General features: G+C 31.4%; 25 protein-coding genes. 8 read left to right on the forward strand and 17 right to left on the reverse strand.

What is annotated here, in order from left to right; translation table 11 throughout:
- Positions 1-27 precede the first annotated feature (27 nt).
- Both M4I21_RS13375 and M4I21_RS13380 read left to right on the forward strand, forming a co-directional pair.
- Complete coding sequence (locus M4I21_RS13375) at positions 28-1,938, forward strand: ABC-F family ATP-binding cassette domain-containing protein (protein WP_249559722.1); 1,911 nt, start codon at positions 28-30, stop codon at positions 1,936-1,938.
- Between the two features lie 155 nt (positions 1,939-2,093).
- The gene (locus M4I21_RS13380; RefSeq protein WP_249559724.1) at positions 2,094-2,978 is read left to right on the forward strand and encodes a leucine-rich repeat domain-containing protein; all 885 of its coding nucleotides are present in this window, start codon (positions 2,094-2,096) and stop codon (positions 2,976-2,978) included.
- A 76-nt stretch (positions 2,979-3,054) separates the two neighbouring features.
- On the opposite strand, the gene M4I21_RS18695 is transcribed toward M4I21_RS13380, so the two are convergent.
- A complete protein-coding gene (locus M4I21_RS18695; RefSeq protein ID WP_502798719.1) occupies positions 3,055-3,123 on the reverse strand; it encodes a DUF7009 family protein in 69 nt (22 codons plus the stop codon).
- A gap of 226 nt (positions 3,124-3,349) precedes the next feature.
- On the opposite strand from M4I21_RS18695, the gene M4I21_RS13385 reads away from it, so the two are divergent.
- The 6 genes from M4I21_RS13385 to M4I21_RS13410 all read left to right on the forward strand — a co-directional run bounded on the left by M4I21_RS13385 (position 3,350) and on the right by M4I21_RS13410 (position 8,841).
- Positions 3,350-3,751, forward strand: a complete 402-nt coding sequence (locus M4I21_RS13385) for a DUF2452 domain-containing protein (protein ID WP_249559725.1) — start codon at positions 3,350-3,352, stop codon at positions 3,749-3,751.
- A 12-nt stretch (positions 3,752-3,763) separates the two neighbouring features.
- Entirely contained in the window at positions 3,764-4,882 is a 1,119-nt protein-coding gene (locus tag M4I21_RS13390) for an FAD-binding domain-containing protein (protein WP_249559727.1), read from the forward strand.
- A complete protein-coding gene (locus tag M4I21_RS13395; protein WP_249559729.1) occupies positions 4,879-6,342 on the forward strand; it encodes a cryptochrome/deoxyribodipyrimidine photo-lyase family protein in 1,464 nt (487 codons plus the stop codon). Before M4I21_RS13390 ends, M4I21_RS13395 begins: the two co-directional genes overlap by 4 nt.
- Before the next feature lie 41 nt (positions 6,343-6,383).
- The gene (locus M4I21_RS13400; protein WP_249559731.1) at positions 6,384-7,151 is read left to right on the forward strand and encodes a M90 family metallopeptidase; all 768 of its coding nucleotides are present in this window, start codon (positions 6,384-6,386) and stop codon (positions 7,149-7,151) included.
- A gap of 77 nt (positions 7,152-7,228) precedes the next feature.
- Positions 7,229-7,357, forward strand: coding sequence for a DUF2256 domain-containing protein (locus M4I21_RS13405; RefSeq protein WP_249559733.1), 129 nt, complete (start codon positions 7,229-7,231; stop codon positions 7,355-7,357).
- Positions 7,354-8,841 carry a cryptochrome/photolyase family protein gene (locus tag M4I21_RS13410; protein WP_249559735.1) on the forward strand — a complete coding sequence of 496 codons (1,488 nt, stop codon included), beginning with the start codon at positions 7,354-7,356 and terminating at the stop codon, positions 8,839-8,841. Before M4I21_RS13405 ends, M4I21_RS13410 begins: the two co-directional genes overlap by 4 nt.
- Here the strand turns inward: M4I21_RS13410 and M4I21_RS13415 are convergent.
- The 16 genes from M4I21_RS13415 to M4I21_RS13490 form a co-directional block, all read right to left on the reverse strand.
- Positions 8,836-9,663: a hypothetical protein gene (locus M4I21_RS13415; protein WP_249559737.1), complete on the reverse strand. Its 828-nt coding sequence runs from the start codon at positions 9,661-9,663 to the stop codon at positions 8,836-8,838. The genes M4I21_RS13410 and M4I21_RS13415 overlap by 6 nt on opposite strands.
- A gap of 125 nt (positions 9,664-9,788) precedes the next feature.
- Positions 9,789-10,580 (reverse strand): hypothetical protein, encoded by a 792-nt coding sequence (locus M4I21_RS13420; RefSeq protein ID WP_249559738.1) that lies wholly within the window; start codon positions 10,578-10,580, stop codon positions 9,789-9,791.
- A gap of 23 nt (positions 10,581-10,603) precedes the next feature.
- Complete coding sequence (locus tag M4I21_RS13425) at positions 10,604-10,837, reverse strand: hypothetical protein (RefSeq protein WP_249559740.1); 234 nt, start codon at positions 10,835-10,837, stop codon at positions 10,604-10,606.
- A 97-nt stretch (positions 10,838-10,934) separates the two neighbouring features.
- Positions 10,935-12,413 carry a hypothetical protein gene (locus M4I21_RS13430; protein WP_249559742.1) on the reverse strand — a complete coding sequence of 493 codons (1,479 nt, stop codon included), beginning with the start codon at positions 12,411-12,413 and terminating at the stop codon, positions 10,935-10,937.
- A 1-nt stretch (position 12,414) separates the two neighbouring features.
- Positions 12,415-12,972 (reverse strand): hypothetical protein, encoded by a 558-nt coding sequence (locus tag M4I21_RS13435; protein WP_249559744.1) that lies wholly within the window; start codon positions 12,970-12,972, stop codon positions 12,415-12,417.
- A 7-nt stretch (positions 12,973-12,979) separates the two neighbouring features.
- Positions 12,980-14,047 (reverse strand): hypothetical protein, encoded by a 1,068-nt coding sequence (locus M4I21_RS13440; protein WP_249559745.1) that lies wholly within the window; start codon positions 14,045-14,047, stop codon positions 12,980-12,982.
- An 11-nt stretch (positions 14,048-14,058) separates the two neighbouring features.
- Positions 14,059-14,652, reverse strand: a complete 594-nt coding sequence (locus M4I21_RS13445) for a CHAP domain-containing protein (protein WP_249559747.1) — start codon at positions 14,650-14,652, stop codon at positions 14,059-14,061.
- A 56-nt stretch (positions 14,653-14,708) separates the two neighbouring features.
- A complete protein-coding gene (locus M4I21_RS13450; protein ID WP_249559749.1) occupies positions 14,709-15,962 on the reverse strand; it encodes an outer membrane protein assembly factor BamB family protein in 1,254 nt (417 codons plus the stop codon).
- A gap of 173 nt (positions 15,963-16,135) precedes the next feature.
- Entirely contained in the window at positions 16,136-17,215 is a 1,080-nt protein-coding gene (locus tag M4I21_RS13455) for an ArsO family NAD(P)H-dependent flavin-containing monooxygenase (protein ID WP_249559751.1), read from the reverse strand.
- Positions 17,216-17,596: 381 nt separating this feature from the next.
- Positions 17,597-18,910: a DUF3570 domain-containing protein gene (locus M4I21_RS13460; protein WP_249559752.1), complete on the reverse strand. Its 1,314-nt coding sequence runs from the start codon at positions 18,908-18,910 to the stop codon at positions 17,597-17,599.
- Between the two features lie 13 nt (positions 18,911-18,923).
- Entirely contained in the window at positions 18,924-19,136 is a 213-nt protein-coding gene (locus M4I21_RS13465; RefSeq protein ID WP_249559754.1) for a DUF4266 domain-containing protein, read from the reverse strand.
- Positions 19,133-20,131 carry an FAD:protein FMN transferase gene (locus tag M4I21_RS13470; RefSeq protein ID WP_249559756.1) on the reverse strand — a complete coding sequence of 333 codons (999 nt, stop codon included), beginning with the start codon at positions 20,129-20,131 and terminating at the stop codon, positions 19,133-19,135. The genes M4I21_RS13465 and M4I21_RS13470 overlap by 4 nt, the downstream gene beginning before the upstream one ends.
- The gene (locus M4I21_RS13475) at positions 20,115-20,555 is read right to left on the reverse strand and encodes a thioredoxin family protein (RefSeq protein WP_249559757.1); all 441 of its coding nucleotides are present in this window, start codon (positions 20,553-20,555) and stop codon (positions 20,115-20,117) included. Before M4I21_RS13475 ends, M4I21_RS13470 begins: the two co-directional genes overlap by 17 nt.
- A 98-nt stretch (positions 20,556-20,653) precedes the next feature.
- Complete coding sequence (locus M4I21_RS13480) at positions 20,654-21,352, reverse strand: Crp/Fnr family transcriptional regulator (RefSeq protein WP_249559758.1); 699 nt, start codon at positions 21,350-21,352, stop codon at positions 20,654-20,656.
- Positions 21,342-21,932: an HD domain-containing protein gene (locus M4I21_RS13485; protein ID WP_249559759.1), complete on the reverse strand. Its 591-nt coding sequence runs from the start codon at positions 21,930-21,932 to the stop codon at positions 21,342-21,344. Before M4I21_RS13485 ends, M4I21_RS13480 begins: the two co-directional genes overlap by 11 nt.
- On the reverse strand, positions 21,925-22,413 hold the full coding sequence (locus tag M4I21_RS13490) for a hypothetical protein (protein ID WP_249559760.1): 489 nt from the start codon (positions 22,411-22,413) through the stop codon (positions 21,925-21,927). Before M4I21_RS13490 ends, M4I21_RS13485 begins: the two co-directional genes overlap by 8 nt.
- Positions 22,414-22,420: the final 7 nt, after the last annotated feature.

Below are 22,420 nucleotides of genomic sequence, written 5' to 3' on the forward strand. Positions count from 1 at the left end.
TTTCATCTGTAACATTAGTCACATTTTATGCTTAATATTCACAATTTATCTGTCTCATTTGGCGGAGAATTTTTATTCGAAGAAATTTCTTTTAGATTAAACCCGGGAAACCGAGTTGGACTTATCGGAAAAAATGGCGCAGGGAAGTCTACGTTGTTAAAACTGTTGTCTAAAGAAATGCCAATAGATAGCGGCATAATTGCATCAGATAAAGATGTAAAAATTGGTTTTTTAAAACAAGATATAGACTTTGTAGAAGGTAGATCTGTTTTAGACGAGTCTTACCAAGCCTTTGAAGAAATTAAATCATTAGAGCAAAAGTTAGATGAAATAAATCATCAATTAGCAGAACGTACAGATTACGAAAGTGAAAGTTACAGTCAGCTTATTATAGATTTAAATGATATAACACATCATTACGAAATTTTAGGAGGTTACAACTACCAAGGTGAAACAGAAAAAGTTTTACAAGGATTAGGTTTTAGCAGGGAAGATTTTGATAAAAAGACAGAGACTTTTTCTGGCGGATGGCGTATGCGTATAGAGCTAGCAAAGCTTTTACTACAAACCAACGATGTATTGTTGTTAGATGAGCCTACCAACCACTTAGATATAGAATCTATAATATGGTTAGAGCAATTTTTAAAAGGGTACACAGGAGCTGTGGTTATAGTATCGCATGATAAAATGTTTTTAGATAATGTAACCAACAGAACAATAGAAATTTCTTTAGGTCGAATTTACGATTACAATAAACCGTATTCAGAATACTTAGTGCAACGTAACGAGTTAAAGACACAACAGTTAAGCGCACAAAAAAATCAAGAAAAGCAAATACAGCAAACAGAGAAGTTAATAGAGAAGTTTAGAGCAAAAGCATCTAAAGCAACTATGGCGCAATCTCTAATTAAAAAGCTAGATAAAATAGACAGGATAGAAGTAGATGAAGATGACAATAGTGTTATGAATCTACGTTTTCCTATCTCTATAACACCAGGTAAAATTATTGCTGAGATAGAAGATTTATCTAAAAACTATGGCGATAAAAAAGTCTTAAATAATATAGATTTATTAATTGAGCGCGATAGCAAAACAGCTTTTGTTGGTCAAAACGGGCAAGGTAAATCTACTTTAGCCAAAATAATGGTGGGTGATATAGAGTATACAGGTCACTTAAAATTAGGACATAATGTGCAAATAGGATATTTTGCACAAAACCAAGCGGAGTATTTAGATGGTACAAAAACCATATTAGATACGATGATAGATGCTGCTAACGAAACAAATAGAAGTAAGGTTAGAGATATATTAGGTTCTTTTTTGTTTAGAGGAGACGATGTAGATAAATACGTAAGAGTATTGTCAGGTGGTGAGCGTAACCGTTTGGCGCTAGCTAAAATGTTATTGCAGCCTTTAAATGTGTTGGTAATGGATGAGCCTACCAACCACTTAGATATAAAATCTAAAAATGTTTTAAAGCAAGCTTTGCAGAATTTTGAAGGTACATTAATTCTTGTATCGCATGATAGAGACTTTTTACAAGGTTTAACCAATAAGGTATACGAGTTTAAAGATCAAAAAATTAGAGAGTATTTAGGTGATATAGATTATTACTTAAACCAACGTAAAGCAGAAAACTTTAGAGCAATAGAGAAAAAAACTAAAGTTAAAAAAGAGGTTAAGAAAGAAGAAGATAAAAAGGTTGATTACAAAGATCAGAAAAAAATAAAAGCTTTAAAAAATAAACTTAGTAACGTAGAAAGTGAAATTTCTTCTTTAGAAAGTGAAATTAAGAAGATAGATCAAGGCCTTTTATTGGAGTATGAAGCAACCATTGCTGAAGCAGATTTCTTTAGTAAATATGAAGCGAAAAAGAAGAAATTAAAACAACTAATGACTTCTTGGGAAGACTTAACTTTAAATTTAGAAGATTTGTAGGGTAAATTAATAGATGTAAGTGAATTAGCTAAACCACAAGAAAAGCGACTTTCACAACAAAAACGGGTTAACTACCTGTAGTTCATCTAATAATTTTGCCTATGGTCTATAATTAGCTTCTCTTTGTGTCATAATACTAGCTAATCAGTATAGACATGAGAAGGAATTTTACTTACACATTTATAGCATTTATAGCCATTGCAGTCCAGACAGTAGCAGGACAAGTGGCACCCAAGGAAAAAGAAATATTAGTAGATTTGTATAACGCTACTAATGGTAGTGAGTGGACAATTAAATGGGATCTAGATAAACCAGTTTCTACATGGAAAGGTGTAAAAGTTGAAGATAACCACATTGTGGGGATTAATTTATTTAGAAATAATTTAGAAGGAAACTTACCTAAAACTATAAATAAACTTAAAAGTTTACAAGATTTAAATTTAGCTTTTAATAAAATAGGAGGAGAAATACCTGCTACAATTACAAAGCTAAAGCAGTTAAAGAGCTTGCATTTAGAAATGAATAGGCTAACTGGTAAATTACCAGAAAAGTTAGGTGATTTAGAAAACTTAGAAACTTTAGTTCTTTTTAATAATCTTATAGATGGCGAAATTCCTAAAAGCGTAGGTAAATTAAACAACTTAAAAGTACTTAATGTATCAAGTAATAAATTAACCGGTATAATTCCAGATGAATTAGGAAGTTTATCTAAATTAGAAAGTTTAGGGCTTTTTGAAAATACACTAGTAGGTTTTGTACCTAAGGAATTAGGTAATCTAGTAGAGTTAAAAGAACTTGTTATAGCTAACAACCAATTAATGGGAGATATTCCTCAGGAATTTGGACAGTTGGTAAATTTACAGGTATTACAACTACAGAATAATAAATTTAATAGCTTTAATAGTTTGGAGTTTATGCAGTCTAAAGAAATCTTAGTTTTTGATTTTGATGGCAAAAAGCCAAGCCTAAAGTTTAGAGATATAAATACGACTAAAACTGGTGTTGCAGAAACAGAGTTTGAAGAAGATAAAGAAAATTAGTTAATTTTAAGTATCTAGTTGGTTAGTTAAAAAGAGTGCTTTTGGGCACTCTTTTTTTTGTTTAAAAATTAGATTATTAAGCATTAGGATAATTATCCGTCTGGTCTTCTACAGTTTCGTCCATACAAACAAAATCCTTTTCCACTAAAATAAAAATTTCTTTACCGGTTTTTCAGACTTACCAGAAAACTAAAGCTGCTCAGTTTGTGATGCTCCAAAATCTAATTACAAGAGTGTAGAATTAACAATTTTATAAGAACGCTAGTTCACTTTTAGGTATATTGTTTATGATACAATGCTTATCTTTATAGAGTAGAAAAGAATTTATTTTTTTGATTCTTTTTTAGTTATTGATAAACAGGTTATTGTAAATGAAGGAAGATAAAAAACCAGATAGTGTCGTTTTTAATACAGAAACACAAAAGTATGATGCGGCTTTAAAACCGTATGCTACATCTGTTGGTGCGCCAGTAATTACTACTACAGATAATATTGCTTGGAAAAACAGAAGCATAAATAAAGTAAACCATAAATTAGAAGCAAGATACTCTGAACTAAAAGCTGAGTACGATAGTATGATACAGCAGTTTGAATATAACAAAGTTATATTTGAAGCTAAATTTACTTTTGAGCCTATAATTGGTCAAACTTATCACTTGTACAAAAGAGAGAATAATGAAACCTTTTTGTCTATTATAAAGCCAGACGAATGTAACTTTAATTTTATGGGGAGTTTTTACTTAAATGTGGAACAAATTTGGGAGAAAGTATAAAAATAGCGTATTATGGAGTTATTTGAAGATGAATCTACTTTTTTTCCTACTACTATCGATGAAATTTACAAACGAGTAAGTCAAATAGATCCTATAAAATATGCATCTACAAGAAATTATGTTAATGGGGCTGTAACCTATTTATCACCTTATATTTCTAGAGGTGTTATTTCTACTAAATATATAGTAGACCAAGTATTAGCTAGAGGATACAAACCAGAGGCTATAGAAAAATTTATACAAGAATTAGCTTGGAGAGATTATTGGCAACAGGTTTGGATTAATAAAGGAGAAGAAATTAATTCAGATTTAAAACACCAACAATCACCTGTCTCTAACAAGCAAATGCCAAAGTCAATTGTAGATGCAAATACAGGAATATCTGCAATAGATACTGCAATAAAAAAATTAGAGGAAACAGGTTATATGCACAACCATTTACGTATGTATGTGGCTTCAGTATCTTGTAATATAGCTAAGAGTCACTGGTTAAAACCAGCACAATGGATGTACTATTATTTGTTAGATGCAGATTGGGCAAGTAATGCTTTAAGTTGGCAATGGGTGGCAGGCTCAAATTCCAATAAAAAATATTATGCCAATCAAGAAAATATTAATAGGTACTGTTTTACCACGCAAAGCAATACTTTTTTAGATGTTCCTTACAGTGCTTTTGAGTCATTAGAGATACCAGATGTGGTTAAAGAAACTAAAGATGTAATTCTAATAACTCCGCTGCCAAGTCAGGCTAAAATAAATTTAGAAAAAGGAATACCAATTTGTATTTATAATTTTTACAATTTAGATCCTATCTGGAGAAAAGAAGAAGTTGTAAATAGGGTTTTATTGTTAGAGCCTTCTCATTTTGCAAAATATCCAGTGTCTAAAAAAAGTATAGATTTTATGCTAAAATTAGCAGAGGATAATATTAGTAATGTACAAGTTTATATTGGTGAATTTTCAGATTTAGTTTCTGAGTATCAATTAAAAAAAATCTATTTTAAAGAACATCCAACTACAACACATTACCAAGGAGAGCAAGATGCAAGAGATTGGATGTTTACAGTTACCGGTTACTACCCATCTTTCTTTGCTTTTTGGAAAAAATGTAAAAAAGAATTCGCTTTTTGATAAAACAAACCGTAAATATCGTTTGGTTAAAGAGAGATATTCGCTCTCAGGATCACGAGCCTTTTCAAAAAGCAGAACAGGCTGGTATTCCTTATATAATTCTATATTTATTTGAGCCAGAATTCATCAATTATCCAGATACCAGTCTAAGGCATTTGCAATTTATTTATCACTCTATAAATGCATTAAATAATACATTAAAACCCTTTAATAAAAAGGTAATTGTATTTTATGCTGAAGCTTTAAAGGCGTTTCATTTTTTAAATGATGCTTATGAGGTTAAAAACATTTATAGTTATCAAGAAAGTGGAACCTTGGCTACCTGGAAGAGAGATAAAAAGGTTGCGAAATTTTGTAAAACAAATAATATTAAATGGCTAGAGTATCAAAGAGATGGTGTTTTAAGAGGTATTAAAAATAGATTAGACTGGAGTACGCAATGGCATAAAAAAATGCACTTGCCTGTAATTGTAAACACATATACTATAGCTAAAGAAGTTGAAATTTTAGATCATAATTTTTTGTTGCCAGATGAGTTTCTTAAAAAGATAAATAAGTATCCAAAACAATACCAACCCGCGGGTGAAATTAATGCGTGGCGCTATTTAAAATCGTTCACAGCAAAAAGAGGTTTTAACTATCAAAAACACATATCTAAACCAACAGAAAGTAGAACTGCTTGTAGTAGATTGTCTCCTTATTTAGCTTGGGGAAACATAAGTGTAAAACAAGCTTTTTATTTTATTGGTACGCACCCAAACGGCACAAAAAATAGCAAGGCATTTTCCGCAATGCTTACAAGATTGCATTGGCATTGTCATTTTATTCAGAAGTTTGAAGTAGAGTGCACTTATGAAACCTTGTGCGTTAATAAAGGGTACGAGATTTTAGAGCATCCTATAAACGATTCTTTTATTAAAGCTTGGAAAACAGGAACTACAGGATACCCTTTAGTAGATGCTTGTATGCGAGCAGTAGAAGAAACGGGTTGGATTAATTTTAGAATGCGTGCTATGCTGGTTTCGTTTTTAACATTAAACTTAGACCAAGATTGGCGAGAAGGTACGTATCATTTAGCACGGCAATTTTTAGATTATGAACCAGGTATACATTACCCACAGTTTCAAATGCAGGCAGGTACTACAGGTGTTAATACGGTACGTTTGTATAATCCTGTAAAAAACTCACAAGAACACGATCCACAAGGTGAATTTATAAAAAAATGGATTCCGGAATTGGGCAATGTGCCCTTAAGTTATATTCACGAGCCTTGGAAAATGAGTTTAATGGAGCAGACATTTTGTGGTGTTACTTTGGGAGTAGATTATCCTTTGCCAATTGTAGACTTACAACAAAGTGCAAAAGCGGCAAGAGACAAAATTTGGGGACATAAAAAGCACCCTGCAGTACAACAAGAAAAAAATAGAATACTAGCTACACACGTACATAAAAGAGAGTAGTATTTTTTAAAAGGATATTTTTACATTAAATAAGAAGTACTATGATATATGGTTTTGGATTTTTACTGTTAGTAGCTTTTGCTATTTATGGTTTTCTGTTAACTAAAAAGAAAAAAGCAGAAACTTTTCCTGCCAATTGGCACAATCTATTAATACAACATGTCCATTTTTATAAGGATTTGTCTGCTGCTGAACAAAAACGTTTTCAAAGTCGTATAATGTTGTTTTTAAGCGAAATAAATATAGAAAGTGTAGGTTTTGAACTGGAGGATTTAGATCGAATATTAATTGCGTCTAGTGCTGTTATTCCTGTCTTTAATTTTCCAGAGTGGTATTATAAAAACTTAAGTACAGTACTGGTATATCCAGATCATTTTAATGAAGATTTAGGTTTTGCTCAAAAAGATAAAAATAGAAATATTGCTGGTATGGTGGGTAGTGGACAATTTAAAAATCAAATGCTTTTGTCTAGAAAAGCACTACATAGTGGCTTTAAGAAAAAACCGCATGTTCACAATACAGGGATACACGAGTTTGTGCATTTAATAGATAAGCAAGATGGTGTAATAGATGGTGTGCCAGAGAGATTAATACAAGAGCCTTACGTTATTCCTTGGTTAAAAATTATACATAAAGAGATAGAAGCTATAAATGATAATGAATCTGATATTAGAAATTATGGAGGAACCAATGAGGCCGAATTTTTAGCAGTAGCGTCAGAATACTTTTTTGAGCAACCAGATGTAATGAAAAAAAATCATCCAGATCTATACCAGATGCTTAAAATTTGTTTTCGTGTAAAAAATTAATTTAAAAAATAGTTGTGTAATGCTACATTACCTAATTAGGTTGTAAAACTACTAATTGGGAAGAAAAAATAATAAAAATGAAAAAACAGCACCTACCACAAAAAATATGTATTGTTTGTGAACGCCCATTTACTTGGCGCAAAAAGTGGGAGAAAAATTGGGAAGAGGTTAAGTATTGTAGTGAACGTTGTAAAAGAAATAAATGAAAAGTATAAGTATTGTTTTTCCGCATCAATTATTTAAAGAATCTCCTTTAGTAGCAACGGGGGACTCGATATATATAATAGAAGAATATTTATTTTTTAAACAGTATTCTTTTCATAAACAAAAAATAGCTTTTCATAGAGCAACTATGAAGAGGTATAAAGATTTTTTAATTGAGGAACATAAATGTGATGTTACATATATAGCATCCATAGGAAAAACAGCCGATATTAGAACATTTATTCTTGAGTTACAAAAGGATAATATTGAGCATATAAATTATATAGACCCAACAGATAATTGGTTAAAAAAACGAATTGAAGAAAGTGCAGCAAAGGCAGGAATAAAAACGACAATACACACATCACCTTTATTTTTAAATACTGAAGAAGATTTAGCATCATTTTTTACCGCAGACAAAAAAAAATACCACCAAACTACTTTTTACAAAGAGCAGCGTAAAAAATTAGATATTCTTATTGATGAAAACGGAGAGCCAGAAGGTGGTAAGTGGACGTATGATACGGAGAATCGCAAAAAATATCCAACTAAAAAAACACCTCCGTCAATTCAGTTTCCAGATGTAGATGTATATTACCAAGAAGCTAAAACATATGTAGAAGAGCATTTTTTAGGGAACTTGGGTTCATTAACAGAACAATCTCTTTACCCTACTAGTTTTAGTGCAACAGAAGATTGGTTACAACAATTTTTTGATCAACGATTTATGGAGTTTGGTGTGTATGAAGATGCTATTGTGGCAGAGAACTCTATACTTAACCACAGTGTATTAACACCAATGTTAAATGTAGGTTTAATTACACCTAAAGAAATCGTAGATAAGGCGCTAGATTATGCAAGAGAGAATAATGTACCTATAAACTCTACAGAAGGTTTTGTGCGACAAATTATTGGTTGGCGAGAGTTTATAAGGGGAATGTATATTACAAGAGGCACAGAGGAGCGTACTGCTAATTATTGGGGTTTTAAACGTAAAATACCAGCGTCGTTTTATAACGGAACTACAGGTATACCCCCAATAGACCAAACGATTAAGAAATTGCTGCGAACGGGTTATTGTCACCACATAGAACGCTTAATGGTACTAAGTAATTTTATGTTGTTGTGCGAGTTTCATCCGGATGAGGTATACCAATGGTTTATGGAACTGTCTATAGACTCTTACGATTGGGTTATGGTGCCAAATGTGTATGGTATGAGTCAGTTTGCAGATGGCGGATTAATGGCAACCAAACCATATATAAGTGGTAGTAATTATGTAATGAAAATGAGTAATTATAAAAAAGGGGAGTGGCAAGACGTTTGGGACGGACTCTTCTGGAGATTTATGCACACGCATAGAGATTTTTTCTTGTCTAACCCTAGGTTGGGTATGTTAATACGTATGTACGATAAAATGCCTGAAGAGAAGCAAAATACACACCTTAAAAATGCCGAAGATTATATAGCTAAGTTAGATTTATAAAATAAGATTTTCTTCTTTGTCATCTAGTATGTCATCATCATTATCCCATTTGCTCACCCACTTGTTAGGACCAACTTTTTCCATTTTAGGCATTCCCTTTACAGATATCATTCTAAAATAACCCCAGGTTCCTAATGCTAGTCCTATAACAAAAAAGACTAATATGGCAGTAATAAATCTGGGCACAGGGTTTCCAAAGAAAATACCATATATAAGCATTAGGTTAAAACCAATTAGTAGTGCAGGGACAATTATTTTAAAGGCAAGTTCTTTACGTTTTACTTTAGAATAATATCCTTTCATTCTGTATCCTAGTGCGTATTTTAGAACACCTATAAAAATAAAAATAAGGAGAGAACAAAAAAGAAGGTTCCCAATTGTTGTAGCAATTAATCCGATTGGAAATTTAAGTTCCTCATCGTTTTTAACATCATAATAAACCGTATAGGTATCCCCTATTTTTATTCTAGATTTTTGAAAACTTAATTCTTTTTCAATAATATTACCCGTACTTGTTTTAAACTGTACTAAGGGTTTATATACAACGTTGAAATTACCACTAGAGTCGTCTTCTGCATCAGATGTATAACTAATAACTGTTGCTGTATATTTTTTATTCAAAAGTGTGATTTGAGACATTTCTTTAGCAGAAGAATACACTATCAATAATGAAAACAATAAACAGATATTTAATACAAGCATTAAAACAATGGTTGTAAAGAACGATAAGCAGCCTGGTTTATTGGCTCTTTTCACAAAATGAAAAGCCATAAATAAAGAAAAGACTAGCACTATTATTGTAGAAACTGTAAAAAAATGCATAAATAAAAACTAGTTTTCAAATTAATTAGTCGGTACTAAAACAAATCTTAGTAGTGTTGTTATTGTTGTAAATATTGCACATGTTATTCTAAGTGACTTTACCAGAAGTGTACTATAGTTAGATGTTAGTTTTTTCTTGTTTGTTTTGTGTTTCTTGATTTTTCATCCAGTTTATTAGGATTTTTCATTCCAGAGGTACTATTCATGTAGCCCCAGATTAGCATTGCTCCACCAAAAACAATTAAAATTATTATGTTATTAGGAAAGCCATCAGGATTTCTTGAAATAGAAATACCTACAAGAGCAATGATCATAAAAAAAAGTAGTATCAATGGAACACCAAATTTAAAAAATAAGTAAGAGAGGTTTTCTCTAGAATAATAGCCTTTCATTGGGTATCCTAGCGCATATTTAAAAATACCTATAAATAGAAAAGATAGTAATGTGCAAGCAAATATATTTATAGGTATTATGATATATATTAAAGGACTAAAAGCAATTACTGTATTCTTTTTTTCATTGTAGTATAGCCTATATGTGTCTCCTAACTTTGTTTTAGAGACCGTAAAGTTTAATTCTTTTGTAAGTTTATTGCCAGTATTAGTCGTAAATAAAACAAGAGGTGTATATTTTACGAAAGTCTTTTTTTTAGGGTCGTCACCATCTATGATTATGGAATCGTAGGCTATTACGGTTCCTATATACTTTTCTGATGTTGCAGTGGCAACATAAACATTAGAAGCAATTCTAGATAAATTAACCCAAGCATAAAAAGTAAGTACGTTTAAGCAGAGTATAATAAAAAATGTAACCATAAACGGTACGCAACCGGTTGTTTTAATTCTCTTTAAACCGTAAATAACAATTAAAAATGTTAATGCTAGAACAAGCAATATTATAATTAGGTTGTTATTCATTTGTGTAAATAGTATTGATTTAATTATTTATTTGGCAGTAATGCAAGTCTTAGCAATACTGTTATTACAGCAAATATGCCAAATGTAACTCTAATTACGTCTGTAACAAGACTCTTTATAGCTGCTCCGTAACCAACACCAAAACCAGAAGGGTCTCTGTGTACAGAAGCACTCGGAGCAGATGGAAAAAAAGATATAATAAATGGTATGGCTATTAGTATCGTTAATACTAAAAATATATAGTAGGCTTTTTTCATTTTTTAAAAATTTAAATTAAGGGGAATACTATTCCTGGATCTTTTAATGTTAAACGGTATTTTATGCGTATCTAATGTGTTTTTTATTATTTGTTGTTTATTCTGTTCCTTTAGTAAAAAAAGCATCTTTTATTTTAATTTTAATATATTCTATTTTCTCTTCTTGCTTGTTATAAAAAGCATTTCTATGTACAGGAGAAACTGCTTGTAGTATTATTGTATTGTTATTAACCCATCTAATTTTAGGATGATATTCTATAACCCAATACGGAAATTCAAAAGAATAAAGAGGTTCTATCTTTCCATTTTTAATTTTATTAAATTGAATAAAGGAGGTGTTATCATAAGCATTAGGCATTGCAGATATAATAATGTTGTTATTGGGAGATATATAAGGCTGTCCGTCTAAAGTAATTATTTCTTTTCCTGTAGTTTTACTAATAAGTTTGTTTACCGTATAATCTGGGTCGTTATATTCTATTATATATGCATCTAAAAAAGGAATTTCTCCATTGTACTTATTCCTCATAATATATTCTCCAAAACTGTCTTCTAATACAATTTTATAAGGTTCATTTTTAATAGGAAGTGCTAATGTGGTTTCTTCTTTTTTTATGTTTGCATCATACGTAATATTTTTTTTTTGCTTTTTATATGTATCAAACTCTAATTTACTGCTAAGTGTAATATCTAGTAAAGAATCTATTTTTATGTGTTTATCGTTAGCCTTAAAGTTTGCAACCACAGTTAATAAGCTTTCTTTAATTCGCATATCACTTTTTTTAATGTAGTCTGATTTTGGAGTAAAAACATATCCAAAATCTGTGTCGTAATTGGTGCTATATTGCTTAATAGAATCATAGCTTCTAATTTGAAAACTATTTTTATAGACATACCAATCTTTGTATAATGTAGGTTCATAAATAAATCTAGATTCATACAGAGCAAGTATTTTGGTTGGCCTGTTGTTTAGCCTATCATATTGATATTCTGGAAAAATAGAATCTTTATGTGGGTACCAGTAGAACCTGCTTCCGTTTGCATTGTTTACTATATATTCTTCACCAAGAGAGTCTTTAGTTTTTAGAGTCTTTCTCAATTCTTTTTTATAATATTTTTTAGTGATTTTTATATCTTCTTTTCTAAGGTATAAGTTTCCTTTAGGAGCTGTGTAAATTACGCAAGTAGAATCTTTGTAATTGTAATCTACATAGTGCAGTAATTGGTTTTTTCTTACAACCCAATCTTCATACCCTTTATAAACATATCCACCATAACTGCGCTCTTTGTTAGGGTACGTAATGTAAACAGATTCTTTATTGGGATAAGTGTATTGTGGCGTTGTAAGAGAGTCTTTAGGTTTAAACTCAAAATAATCTAACTGCATATCATTGGTAAAATGTATGTTAGGTTTAGATAGTTTTACATAACTAGCTTTAAAACCATTGTAATAAAGTGTATCCTTAGTTGTTTTTTTCTTGTCTATTGTAGGGTTGTCTTGTTTAGTGGTATCTGGAGCCAGTTTACAAGCAATTACAGAAAGAAGAATTAGAATAAGAAGTAATTTTTGTTTCATATTAATTCTTCAATTTATTTTTGAATAATGAGGCTAATTTTTCTCTCTCTTTCTCATTCTTCAATATGTTTTGCAACCATATCTGAGGTTGATCTGTTGCACTTGTAATTTTTTTACCATCGTATTCTTTAAAGTGGGCAAAGTTGTACCAGTTTATATCGTAAATATGCTGAAGAGCGTAAACAGCCATTTCACCATTTGTAGCATTAGAAAACGGACAGGTGTGCACAGCTGTTGTGGTTGTGTCTGCCAGTTTAGAGAGTAAAAAATTTGTTACTTCTGTTGTATCTCTTTTAGAAAAAGTTTTCCATTCTTTTTCGCTAAATACCATAGTAGGTATTTCTCTTTTAAAGTCTTTTATATGTTGCGTACCGCCCAAACAACCACCTTTTTTAAAAACCATAACATTCCATAATTCTGGAATAGGCATAGTTTGCGATATTCTAGGTTGTATAATTTGTGCTGCTTTAGCAATGGTTGGTTTTAGCTCTAATGTAGGTTTGTTTTCACAAGACAAAAAGCTTAGAGCCAGAAAAATTAAGATTATAAGTTGTTTCATTTTTGGGTTATTCATCAAAATAATATTCTTTAAAAGTCTTAATGTCTAACCAGCCTTGCTTTTCATTCTTTGTAATTTTATAAAATGATGTTGTTTTTTCATCAAACACAGAAAAACTAGTACTTATGAGGTTTGGGTACAGACCTATTTTGTTGTCCTTGTACAAGTATATAAGGCCTGTATTGGTATTTTGCTGAATTTGATTGTAAACTATAGGCAGTACTTCTTTAAACACTATGGTTCCTTTTTTATTAAAAAAGAATGGAGAATCTATTGGTTCAGGAACATAAATAGTATCTCTGGTCACTGTGTCAATAGTATAAATTTCTCTTTTTTTAGATTTTTGCTTTTTAGGGTAAATAACATCTTCAAGGTTATAGGTATATATTCCGTCTTTGCCATTTTTAGTTACTTTTATAAGCAACGGATGGGGGTTGTAATCGTTGTTAATACTTTTGGTTACGTAGGTTTTGTCATTTAAGAAACTTAATTCTTCTATGTTATCAGGAAGTCCTTTTAACTCTAATATTAGCGGCATGGTTGGAGCTCCAAAATCTCCTTTTTCTACGTTAAGACTGTATTTTTTTGTTTTACTATCTTGTTTAAGCCTGTATGTTTCTGAATAAACTGTACCGCATTTAAAAAGTTCTTCATACGGAAAATTATCAATTTCAGAAATGTCATTGTCGTAATATTGAGCTCCTTTTTTACTCAAAACCTCTAAACCATTTCTAAAAAAATAAGCTTCTTGTATATTGGGTAATTTTATTTTTTTTAATGTGCTACACCTATAAATTGTTATATCGTTGCCAATAACGGTTTTAATAAAATGTTCATTTTTAACAATAGTATCGTATTCTTTTTCTAGAACATCTCTCTTTCTGGGGTCTACTAATTTATACTTGCTGCCATCTTTAACAATTCTGTAATAGTATTCTGCATAAGAACCTTGGTGACGGCTTTGGTTGGCCTTAAATGATAATGAGTTTTGAGAATAAACTTCACTTGTAAATACAGAGAAGCCTAAAAACAATAACGTTAACCTAACTAATAGTATGTTGTTTGTTTTTTTCATTCTAAATTTTATTATTTTCTTAACCAACCAAAAATTCGGTCATTAGTAATAGTCCATTTATTGTCTTTGTTAACTAAAGTATATTTTTCTCTAGAACTTCCAAAAGGTCCAGGGTTTTGCTGTATAACTTCAATTTCACCATTCTCTACTGCGGCTATTATAGCAACGTGGCCATATTTATTAAGAAGTGTGCCAGAGTATACAACCAAGTCGCCTACTTTGGGCTTGTAATTACTGCCGTTTGTGTACTGCGTTAAGTTGCGTTCTTTGTTAATAGTACCGTCTTTAGTATTTAAATTAAAAAAATCTTTAGCGTGCCCGTAACTATTGGGCATTTTATGGTTTAACTCTTCAAGGTAATAACGTTTCACAAACTCTACACATTGGTATGTAAGTCCAATATTATATCCATCTTCAGATAGGTTTCTGCCATCAACATTGCCAACTCCACCATTGTAATAAACTACAACACCATTTAAACTATCAATTTTCTGTCCAACCTTATAATATGGATTAAGATTAACTTTTTTAGACAAGAAAAAACCAGCTATAAGTACAGCGAACACTCCGGCTATTGCTAAAATAATTTTTTTAGACTTACTCATACGCTATTATTTTAAGTGGTACAGAATTACATTTACAGTAGTGTTTACACAACTAATTAGTTCGCCTTTACTATTTCAAAATATAAATTAAAAGCATCATTAACCTCATATTCTAACGTAATATCTCTGTATGTATATTGGCCAGATTTTAAATTGTATGTCACAAAATAACTTTTGGTTAAAAAGGTTAAGTTTCCTTCTGAAATAAAAATGTTAGATAGTATTTTTTCTTTAGGCTGATTAATTTTTAACTGCTTGCCATCACTAGAGTTTAGAATAAAAAATGCGTTAGTATCTGCTTTTGTAAAACCAAAAATATAGTTGTTGTATTTGCTAAAGTACCTTACTTCTTTTTCATTACTATTTAAACTAGTTTTCCATATTAATTCTCCATTGTTGCTGTTTAAAGCTATCACATTTGAAATTTTACTTTCTGTATCAGCAGCAAAATAATATGTATCACCATCTAGTATCGTATTGTTATCTATGCTAGCATAGCTGTATTCTGTTTCGTATTCCCATGCTATAGACGCCATATCGTCAATATTTAGCGCGTATACTTTATTAGACTCACTAGCAACATAGGCTTTTTTATCATCAATTTGCATTAAAGAATACATAGGTGTATTGCCAAAACCTCGTTGCCAAATAGCCTGACCTGTTTGCGATTTAAAAGAATACACATAAGGAGCGTTAGGTATTACTAGATTGTCTTTGTTTAGAACAGGAGTGTAGTTATTGTATGGAAACTGTAGTTTGTAATTCCACACTTTGTCACCAGTATATTTATTAAATGCATAGAGTTGTTTGTTGTTAGATGCTAAAAAAATCAGGTTTCCTTGTATTGGTAAATGCTGTCCGTTTATGTCATACCTTCTTTCAACCTCATTATGCATCCCTATTTCTGTTTTCCAATACAGACTACCATCATTTACATTAGCCGCAATAATTTCTTTTTGTGTACTTGTAGCATATAATATAGCATTTTCAATTTTAAACTGATTATTCATTTTATTATTAGAACTATCTGTAAATTGAATATTCCATTTTTGATCTAGACTTTCTAAATCGTAAGAAGTTAACTCACCATCATTTTTTAAAACAACAATAAGGTCTTTCTCTACTTTTTCATCACCTAAAATATCTTTGTGGTTTGTGGTGTTTAGAATTTCTTTAATAGATGTAGCAATTTGGTCATTGCTATATTGGTTGGTCTCGGTATCATCACTCCCAAGACTCATTGTTTGTGCAAAAGTGAAAGCACTAATTAGTGCCGTAAAAATTGTTGTTAGTAAAACTTTGTTTTTCATTTATATAAATTTTATTTGTTGATTAGTGCTTATTAGCTAAGTAAAGTAATTTTTAGGTATGCTGAAATACTTAGTTTTTTTTCGCTCTGTATCAGTATATATTCGTGTAGTAAAAAGTGAAAAGCCACAGGTTTATGAATAAACTTGTGGCTTTTTATAAAATTTGTAATCTATTATAATGACTTATTTTTTAAACCATTAACATATGCTACTATCTCTTTAACGGTTTGCTTTGCCGTTTTGCCAACACCATAAATTGTAGCAGACGCAAAACCTGTCCAGTTGCCATAGCCAACCAACCACAAACCAGTTATATCTGTAGCTTTAGTCCCTGTTGTGTTTATTTTATTGTTTTCTGTAATATGTAAAGAAGACAAGTGTTCTAAATTTGCTCTAAATCCAGTACACCAAATAATTACATCTACAGGCTCTTTAGTGTTGTCTTCCCAAATAACACCATCATCATAAAATGAGGTAAAAGGTCTATAGTCTTTAAAAACACCTCTTTTTAAAGCTTCTTGTACGCTTTTAACTTGTACAATATCGCTTAAAGAAACTTTCTCGGTATAGCTTTTTGTATCATTATTAACATAGCTTTCTGTGGCTTGCTTAAATAAATAACGGCCATCTATCTCCTTAGGTAAAAACTTAGGTTCTTTTAGTGTCACCCATTTTGTTTTAGCAACTTTAGATACTTCTGCTAAAATTTGAGCACCAGAGTTTCCGCCACCAACAACAATAACATTTTTTCCTTTTAAGTCGTTTGCATTTTTATAAGCAACAGAATGAATTTGTTTTCCTTTAAAAACTTCATCATTTGGGTATTTAGGTATAAAAGGGTTTTTAGCGGTACCTGTAGCGCTTACTAGTGTTTTGCTGTAAAAGTCACCTTTGTTTGTAGTTATTTTGTAAAAATTAGCTTCTTTAACTACTTCTAGAACAGTTGTTTTATGGTTTACAGGAAAATTATACCTTTTTTCATAAGCAGTAATATACTTAATAAACTCGTTTTTTGAGGGATATTCTTCTTCGGTATTGGGCATTTGCCAACCAGACAAAGAGCTATATGCTGCTGGCGAAAATAGTTTTAAACTATCCCAGGTTTTTAGCCAGGCACCACCAACGGTATCTTGTTCGTCCAAAATAAGATACTCTAATTTAGTTCTTCTAAAAAAATAACCAACAGATAAACCTGCTTGTCCGCAACCAATTATTATACAGTCGTATATTTTATGTTCAGAGTTGCTTTTCATTGGCACTAATTTTAGTAATTACAGACTAAAGTTACTCTTATTTTTTAAGCGGAAAAAGAACATTAATCATATTTAAAAACAACTGTCTAATTAAAAAAATAGAGTAGAGGCACCCACTTAAATTTAGCGCATAAAAAAAGCTTCACATTTCTGTGAAGCTTTTAAACTTTGTAGCGTGAACATCATAAGAAAGAACCAGTTTAAATATTTTTTTTTGGTTTTAGTGGTCTATTAGAATGAGTTCAACAACTCCTTGATGCGCATTAGCGAAAAAGCCAATACAACTATTAGAAGTGAGGTTGTTTTTTTATAAACAGGAATGATATATAAGCTCTAAAACTATTAATCTTAGAGCTTATTAACATTATTAAATCTTAGAGATTAGTCCATTACAAACTTGAAGCCTGCTGTAATTATACTAGAACTAAAAGAGGTATCTCTATCGTACTGATAAAACTTTAAGTCAATACTTTTTAGTCCAAATTGCCAAAGATGAGCTTTTGAGAAAATGTCTGTATAAGATACTCCAAAACCAAATTGGTTTGCGGAGTATTTAGAAAGGTCATAATCTGACGTGTAAAACTCATCCGTAGATAAAGCACTTTCGTAAGTGTTGAAATAGTCTGCTGCTGTTTGATTGTAGAATCTGTATGATGGATATAAGGTAAACTTATTCGTTATTTTAACAGGCATTTCAATACTCGCTGTATGTGAAGTAATACCCCAATCATCAAAATAATAACGATAAAAAGTACGTACAGTAACCGTTTCATTGAGATACCAATTTAAACGACCACCAACTGCCACTTTAAATCTAGAATCGGGTAAACTTTCAACTGCATCTGCCAGTTGAAAATTATCAATATATGAATCTGCTACATCACTGAAGTAAACTCTTTGGAAAGGCGTAGATAACAATCCGTCTTGTTGCACAAAATCTAGAGCTAATGATCCTTGTACCTTTTTGTGTAATATTTGTGAGAACCCAAAACCTAAGGAATAGGAGTTACGACCTTCACTATCAAATTCAGCAAATCTTGGGTTGTAGTTTGTGTTACCTGTAATTGTATTCTGAGTAAACAAACGATTACTTAAACCATTTCCTCCCTCTCCAAAAGGTCTTAACTCTGTTGGATAAATAGCTTTCCAACTATCTATATAAACATTACCATTTATGCTTACCTCAGTATTTTTTTCATTGAAAAGCTTGGTGTAACTACCGCCAACTCCCACAGAAAAATAATCGTACTCTGAAGATATTGCCACCTTAGTAGACCAAATATCGTTTCTATCATCCGAGCTATGGCTGTAACTTCCTGTTATATTTTTCCATAAATCACTGTTTGAAGCACCAGAAGATGCTTGAAATGGGTCTGCTAATCCATCATCAAAAGGATCAACGTTACTTGATGATGCCGAAGTGTATGCAGAAACGCCGGCATCAATGGTTAATACGTCATCATCATTTAATGGAATAGAAACTACAAAAGTTCCTGTAACATCAGTTAATTCTTCCGTACCTATTCCACCACTTACCGCAGCATTATCTCCATCTTGGGAATAATAACTTGTTAAGAAATCTACTTCAGTAGTTTCCAACACGCGTTTTTTATAGATTTTGGTTGAGTCTTGTCCTGTTTGCGAATATGATTTAGCAAAAGCAAATACGCAGAATATCAAAATTATTTTTTTCAAATCTCTTGTTTTATTAATTACAGCCACAGCCTCCTCCAGTTTTTCCTCCATTTGCTCCTACGGCTGCTTCTCTATATGAATGCATAGTGGAAACATTTCTGTCGCATTTTTTTTCTGTCAATGCCATATCTGGGTCATTTATATTTACTTTTTCGTATTCTTTAACCACAACACAACTACTAAAACAAGTTGTTATTAGAGCAACACATATTAACTTTTTAATCATAACCTATCTATTTCTATATTCTTTGATTTCGTAATATTTCCTTTATCATCTATGATGATACATTCTATTTTTGGTAATTGATTAATGCGGTCTAACCCAGCCTCTTTTCCCATAACAAATACTGAAGTTGCTAGAGCATCCGCAAGTTCTGCTTTTGGTGCAAAAACGGTTACACTAATAATTCCGGTTGAAGGATATCCAGTTCTTGGATCTATAATATGAGTGTATCGCTTACCGTTAAAGTTTACATACTTCTCATAATTACCTGAAGTTACTACTGCACCATTTGTTATAGGGAGTAACGCAAATACTTTATTCTTATTCATAGGGTTCGTAATAGCAACTTTCCACTCGCTCCCATCTGGTTGTTTCCCCCAAGTATTCATATCTCCAGAAGCATTTATAATTCCCGATGATACTCCTTTTTCTATAAGTAATGCTTTTGCTTTATCGGCAGCATATCCTTTGCCAATAGCACCAAAACCAATTTTCATTCCTACTAACTTCAAAAAGACTGTGTTATTTTCTTTATCAAGTACAATATTTTTAAAACCAACTTTTGATACGGATGCTGTAATTTCTGTTTCTGAAGGCATCTTTTTCATACTTCCATCAAACTTCCAAATTCTGTCCATTGATGCGTAGCTAATATCAAAAGCTCCATCGGTAAGTTTTGAAATTCGAATAGCTCTTTCAATTAAATTAAAAAGCTCCTTATCAACCTTTACGGGTTTTATTCCCGCATTTTTATTGATAGCAGAAGTTTGCGAATTGGAATCCCAAGAAGAAATAATTTTTTCGATTCTTGTGATTTCAGCAACAGCGGTATCTATGTGTTTGTTGGCTTGTATAGAGTCGTTTGCTACAACAGTAATATCAAACCGACTCCCCATTAATTTGAGTGTTCGCTTATAGGGTTGCTGTGCGGTACATACTATTGAAAATAGTAAGACGAATGAAGTGATGACTACTTTCAAATTATTTTGTAAAGGCATTTAATTCCTTGATATAATTTTCGGATGTAGTCTTTTTATAACTTGTCTCTCCTAACACTTTACCCTTAGAGTCTAGAACTACCACAAATGGGAAATAACCTTGTTTATTATATTTTTCGGCAAGAGCTGCATTTGCCTTAGTTTGAGTATCTGATAATGCATTATTTTTTCGTCTAGGAAAATCGGCCTGAAGCATTACATAATGTTCGCCTGCATACTTTTTAAACTTTTCCGTACTCCAAATTTCACGATCTAGCTTAATACATGGTGCACACCAATCGGACCCTTGAAAAACAAGAATTATAGGTTTACTTTCTTTTGCTGCGATAGCTTTTGCTTTTACAAAATCTGTCTGCCATTCTTGAGCACTTACTGTAGCAACAGAAGCAACAAAAATCATTGCTAATAATAAATTTTTTCTCATAGTTTTATAGTTAGGTAAATTTACTTTATTAATCGTAATTTAATTCCATAGCTTACATTGATATTTATCAATTTTGAGTGTAACATATGTAAAATGAATTAATTGAAATTAGATGCCTTTACAAGACCTTTATAGTCTTTAATGAATATGCTACTACCTTTAGTGGTAATAAGTTGTTCCTCTTTAAAATCTTTCAACATACGCACCAAAGACTCTTTTGCAGTACCTACCATACTCGCTAAATCACCTCGATTAATAATTATCACGGTATCATCTCTACTATCTTCTCTGAACTTACTCTCTAGGATTAATAAATTTAATGCAGCCCTTTCCCTAACTGTGTATTTTGCAAGTAATTTTAGAGCGTTAAGGAATACTCCAAACTCACGACTTATATTTTTTAATAAACGTTGGGCTAGCTCGTGCGACTTATCTACTGCTTTAAAAAAATCGCTTTTAGATATAAATTCAATCTCACAATCTGTAAGTGCCGTAGCTGAATCCGGATAAAAATCTTCACTTAAAACAGCGTGATATCCCAAGTATTCATTTTCTTTACAGACATAAAAGATATGCTCAGTTCCAAAATTTGTAGACGTAAACTTCTTTACCTTTCCTTTCTTGATTCTATAAATGCCTGTAGGTTCCTTACCTTCTATAAAAATGGAATCGCCGCATTTAAAATAGATTGTTATCCTATTTTTATGAATACTTTTACAAATAGCATCTGGTAATTCAGAAAGTAAATCCTGATTATCAAAACTATATCCTTTATGTAAAAAAAGATTATTCATCATAATATTCTAAAATTCGTTGAACTTTTTTTATATTTTCTTGCTTGCCTACTTCTAAAGCATTCTTTCCATATTCAGTTTTGAAATGAACGTTCTTTAAGAAATCAAGATTTAATTGATGCCATTTTTTATCTGTTGTCCTCTTTTTACAATTCATTTCCCATTCTCTTCTTAGAAGTAATTTTCGGTAATAAAAATGAGGTGTACTTATATGAAAAAAATCAGCATCACATAATATCGCAGCTAATACAGTTGTTGGGTTTTGTGGCATTTTAGTGGCATCAATACAAAGACAAATATTTTCTATCATTTCATTTCTTATACCTAATTCTAAAAGAAACTTTGTAGCGATCTTTTTACTTTCGTCTTCGTGCCCTTTATAGGTTTTTGAAAATCCTGTATCGTGAAACCAAGCTGAAACAATTAATAGTTCAGTATCTACATGATTAATATCCATCGCAGCGCATAGATATTTTACATTTTGAACAACCTCTTTAGTATGCTCAAGGTTATGAAATGGCAACTCCTTACATTTTGAAATCGTCAATAAATCTGTACAATATGCAGCAACGCTGCTACTCATATTCGTGTTCATCGTGTCCATCTAATTGAATTGCATTGGCATCACTTAGTATTTCTATGTGTGTGATTTTGCCACCGCTTGTTCCTGTATTTTTTGAAATAACTACAGAGGTTATTGAGAGTAGTAAAATCAGTACAAATCCATATTTAGAAAATGACAAGTTTTTATACTGTAAAAACATCGTAATTAGCGATACACTTCCTAAAATCAGCATCATCGTAAAAAACAGTTCTGAATATTCCTCGTGTTTGTGAATTAATGTTTCACTAATTCTAGGTGAATTTTCAATAATTTCTTCTGCACCTTCTCCTATTAAAAAAGCAGCAATAGCTGTTAAAGCACTAATAATAAATATACCTAATGCTGTATTTTTGATTTGAGGTTTTTTCATGATTAAACCTGCTAACAACATAAAAAAACCAATCAGTACGCCTACTATAGGCAGTTGATTGCCTACTAAATGAAAATGTGCGTCGTTCATAATTTTA

It is taken from the genome of Cellulophaga sp. 20_2_10, from assembly GCF_023476645.1.
Taxonomy (GTDB): Bacteria; Bacteroidota; Bacteroidia; order Flavobacteriales; family Flavobacteriaceae; genus Cellulophaga.

What these genes read in the sequence shown, in the direction of transcription:
- M4I21_RS13375 (WP_249559722.1), top strand. Translation starts at nt 28, where the DNA reads ATGCTTAATATTCACAATTTATCTGTCTCATTTGGCGGAGAATTTTTA.
- M4I21_RS13380 (WP_249559724.1), top strand. Translation starts at nt 2,094, where the DNA reads ATGAGAAGGAATTTTACTTACACATTTATAGCATTTATAGCCATTGCA.
- M4I21_RS13385 (WP_249559725.1), top strand. Translation starts at nt 3,350, where the DNA reads ATGAAGGAAGATAAAAAACCAGATAGTGTCGTTTTTAATACAGAAACA.
- M4I21_RS13390 (WP_249559727.1), top strand. Translation starts at nt 3,764, where the DNA reads ATGGAGTTATTTGAAGATGAATCTACTTTTTTTCCTACTACTATCGAT.
- M4I21_RS13400 (WP_249559731.1), top strand. Translation starts at nt 6,384, where the DNA reads ATGATATATGGTTTTGGATTTTTACTGTTAGTAGCTTTTGCTATTTAT.
- M4I21_RS13405 (WP_249559733.1), top strand. Translation starts at nt 7,229, where the DNA reads ATGAAAAAACAGCACCTACCACAAAAAATATGTATTGTTTGTGAACGC.
- M4I21_RS13410 (WP_249559735.1), top strand. Translation starts at nt 7,354, where the DNA reads ATGAAAAGTATAAGTATTGTTTTTCCGCATCAATTATTTAAAGAATCT.
- M4I21_RS13415 (WP_249559737.1), bottom strand. Translation starts at nt 9,663, where the DNA reads ATGCATTTTTTTACAGTTTCTACAATAATAGTGCTAGTCTTTTCTTTA.
- M4I21_RS13420 (WP_249559738.1), bottom strand. Translation starts at nt 10,580, where the DNA reads ATGAATAACAACCTAATTATAATATTGCTTGTTCTAGCATTAACATTT.
- M4I21_RS13425 (WP_249559740.1), bottom strand. Translation starts at nt 10,837, where the DNA reads ATGAAAAAAGCCTACTATATATTTTTAGTATTAACGATACTAATAGCC.
- M4I21_RS13430 (WP_249559742.1), bottom strand. Translation starts at nt 12,413, where the DNA reads ATGAAACAAAAATTACTTCTTATTCTAATTCTTCTTTCTGTAATTGCT.
- M4I21_RS13435 (WP_249559744.1), bottom strand. Translation starts at nt 12,972, where the DNA reads ATGAAACAACTTATAATCTTAATTTTTCTGGCTCTAAGCTTTTTGTCT.
- M4I21_RS13440 (WP_249559745.1), bottom strand. Translation starts at nt 14,047, where the DNA reads ATGAAAAAAACAAACAACATACTATTAGTTAGGTTAACGTTATTGTTT.
- M4I21_RS13445 (WP_249559747.1), bottom strand. Translation starts at nt 14,652, where the DNA reads ATGAGTAAGTCTAAAAAAATTATTTTAGCAATAGCCGGAGTGTTCGCT.
- M4I21_RS13450 (WP_249559749.1), bottom strand. Translation starts at nt 15,962, where the DNA reads ATGAAAAACAAAGTTTTACTAACAACAATTTTTACGGCACTAATTAGT.
- M4I21_RS13455 (WP_249559751.1), bottom strand. Translation starts at nt 17,215, where the DNA reads ATGAAAAGCAACTCTGAACATAAAATATACGACTGTATAATAATTGGT.
- M4I21_RS13465 (WP_249559754.1), bottom strand. Translation starts at nt 19,136, where the DNA reads ATGATTAAAAAGTTAATATGTGTTGCTCTAATAACAACTTGTTTTAGT.
- M4I21_RS13470 (WP_249559756.1), bottom strand. Translation starts at nt 20,131, where the DNA reads ATGCCTTTACAAAATAATTTGAAAGTAGTCATCACTTCATTCGTCTTA.
- M4I21_RS13475 (WP_249559757.1), bottom strand. Translation starts at nt 20,555, where the DNA reads ATGAGAAAAAATTTATTATTAGCAATGATTTTTGTTGCTTCTGTTGCT.
- M4I21_RS13480 (WP_249559758.1), bottom strand. Translation starts at nt 21,352, where the DNA reads ATGATGAATAATCTTTTTTTACATAAAGGATATAGTTTTGATAATCAG.
- M4I21_RS13485 (WP_249559759.1), bottom strand. Translation starts at nt 21,932, where the DNA reads ATGAGTAGCAGCGTTGCTGCATATTGTACAGATTTATTGACGATTTCA.
- M4I21_RS13490 (WP_249559760.1), bottom strand. Translation starts at nt 22,413, where the DNA reads ATGAACGACGCACATTTTCATTTAGTAGGCAATCAACTGCCTATAGTA.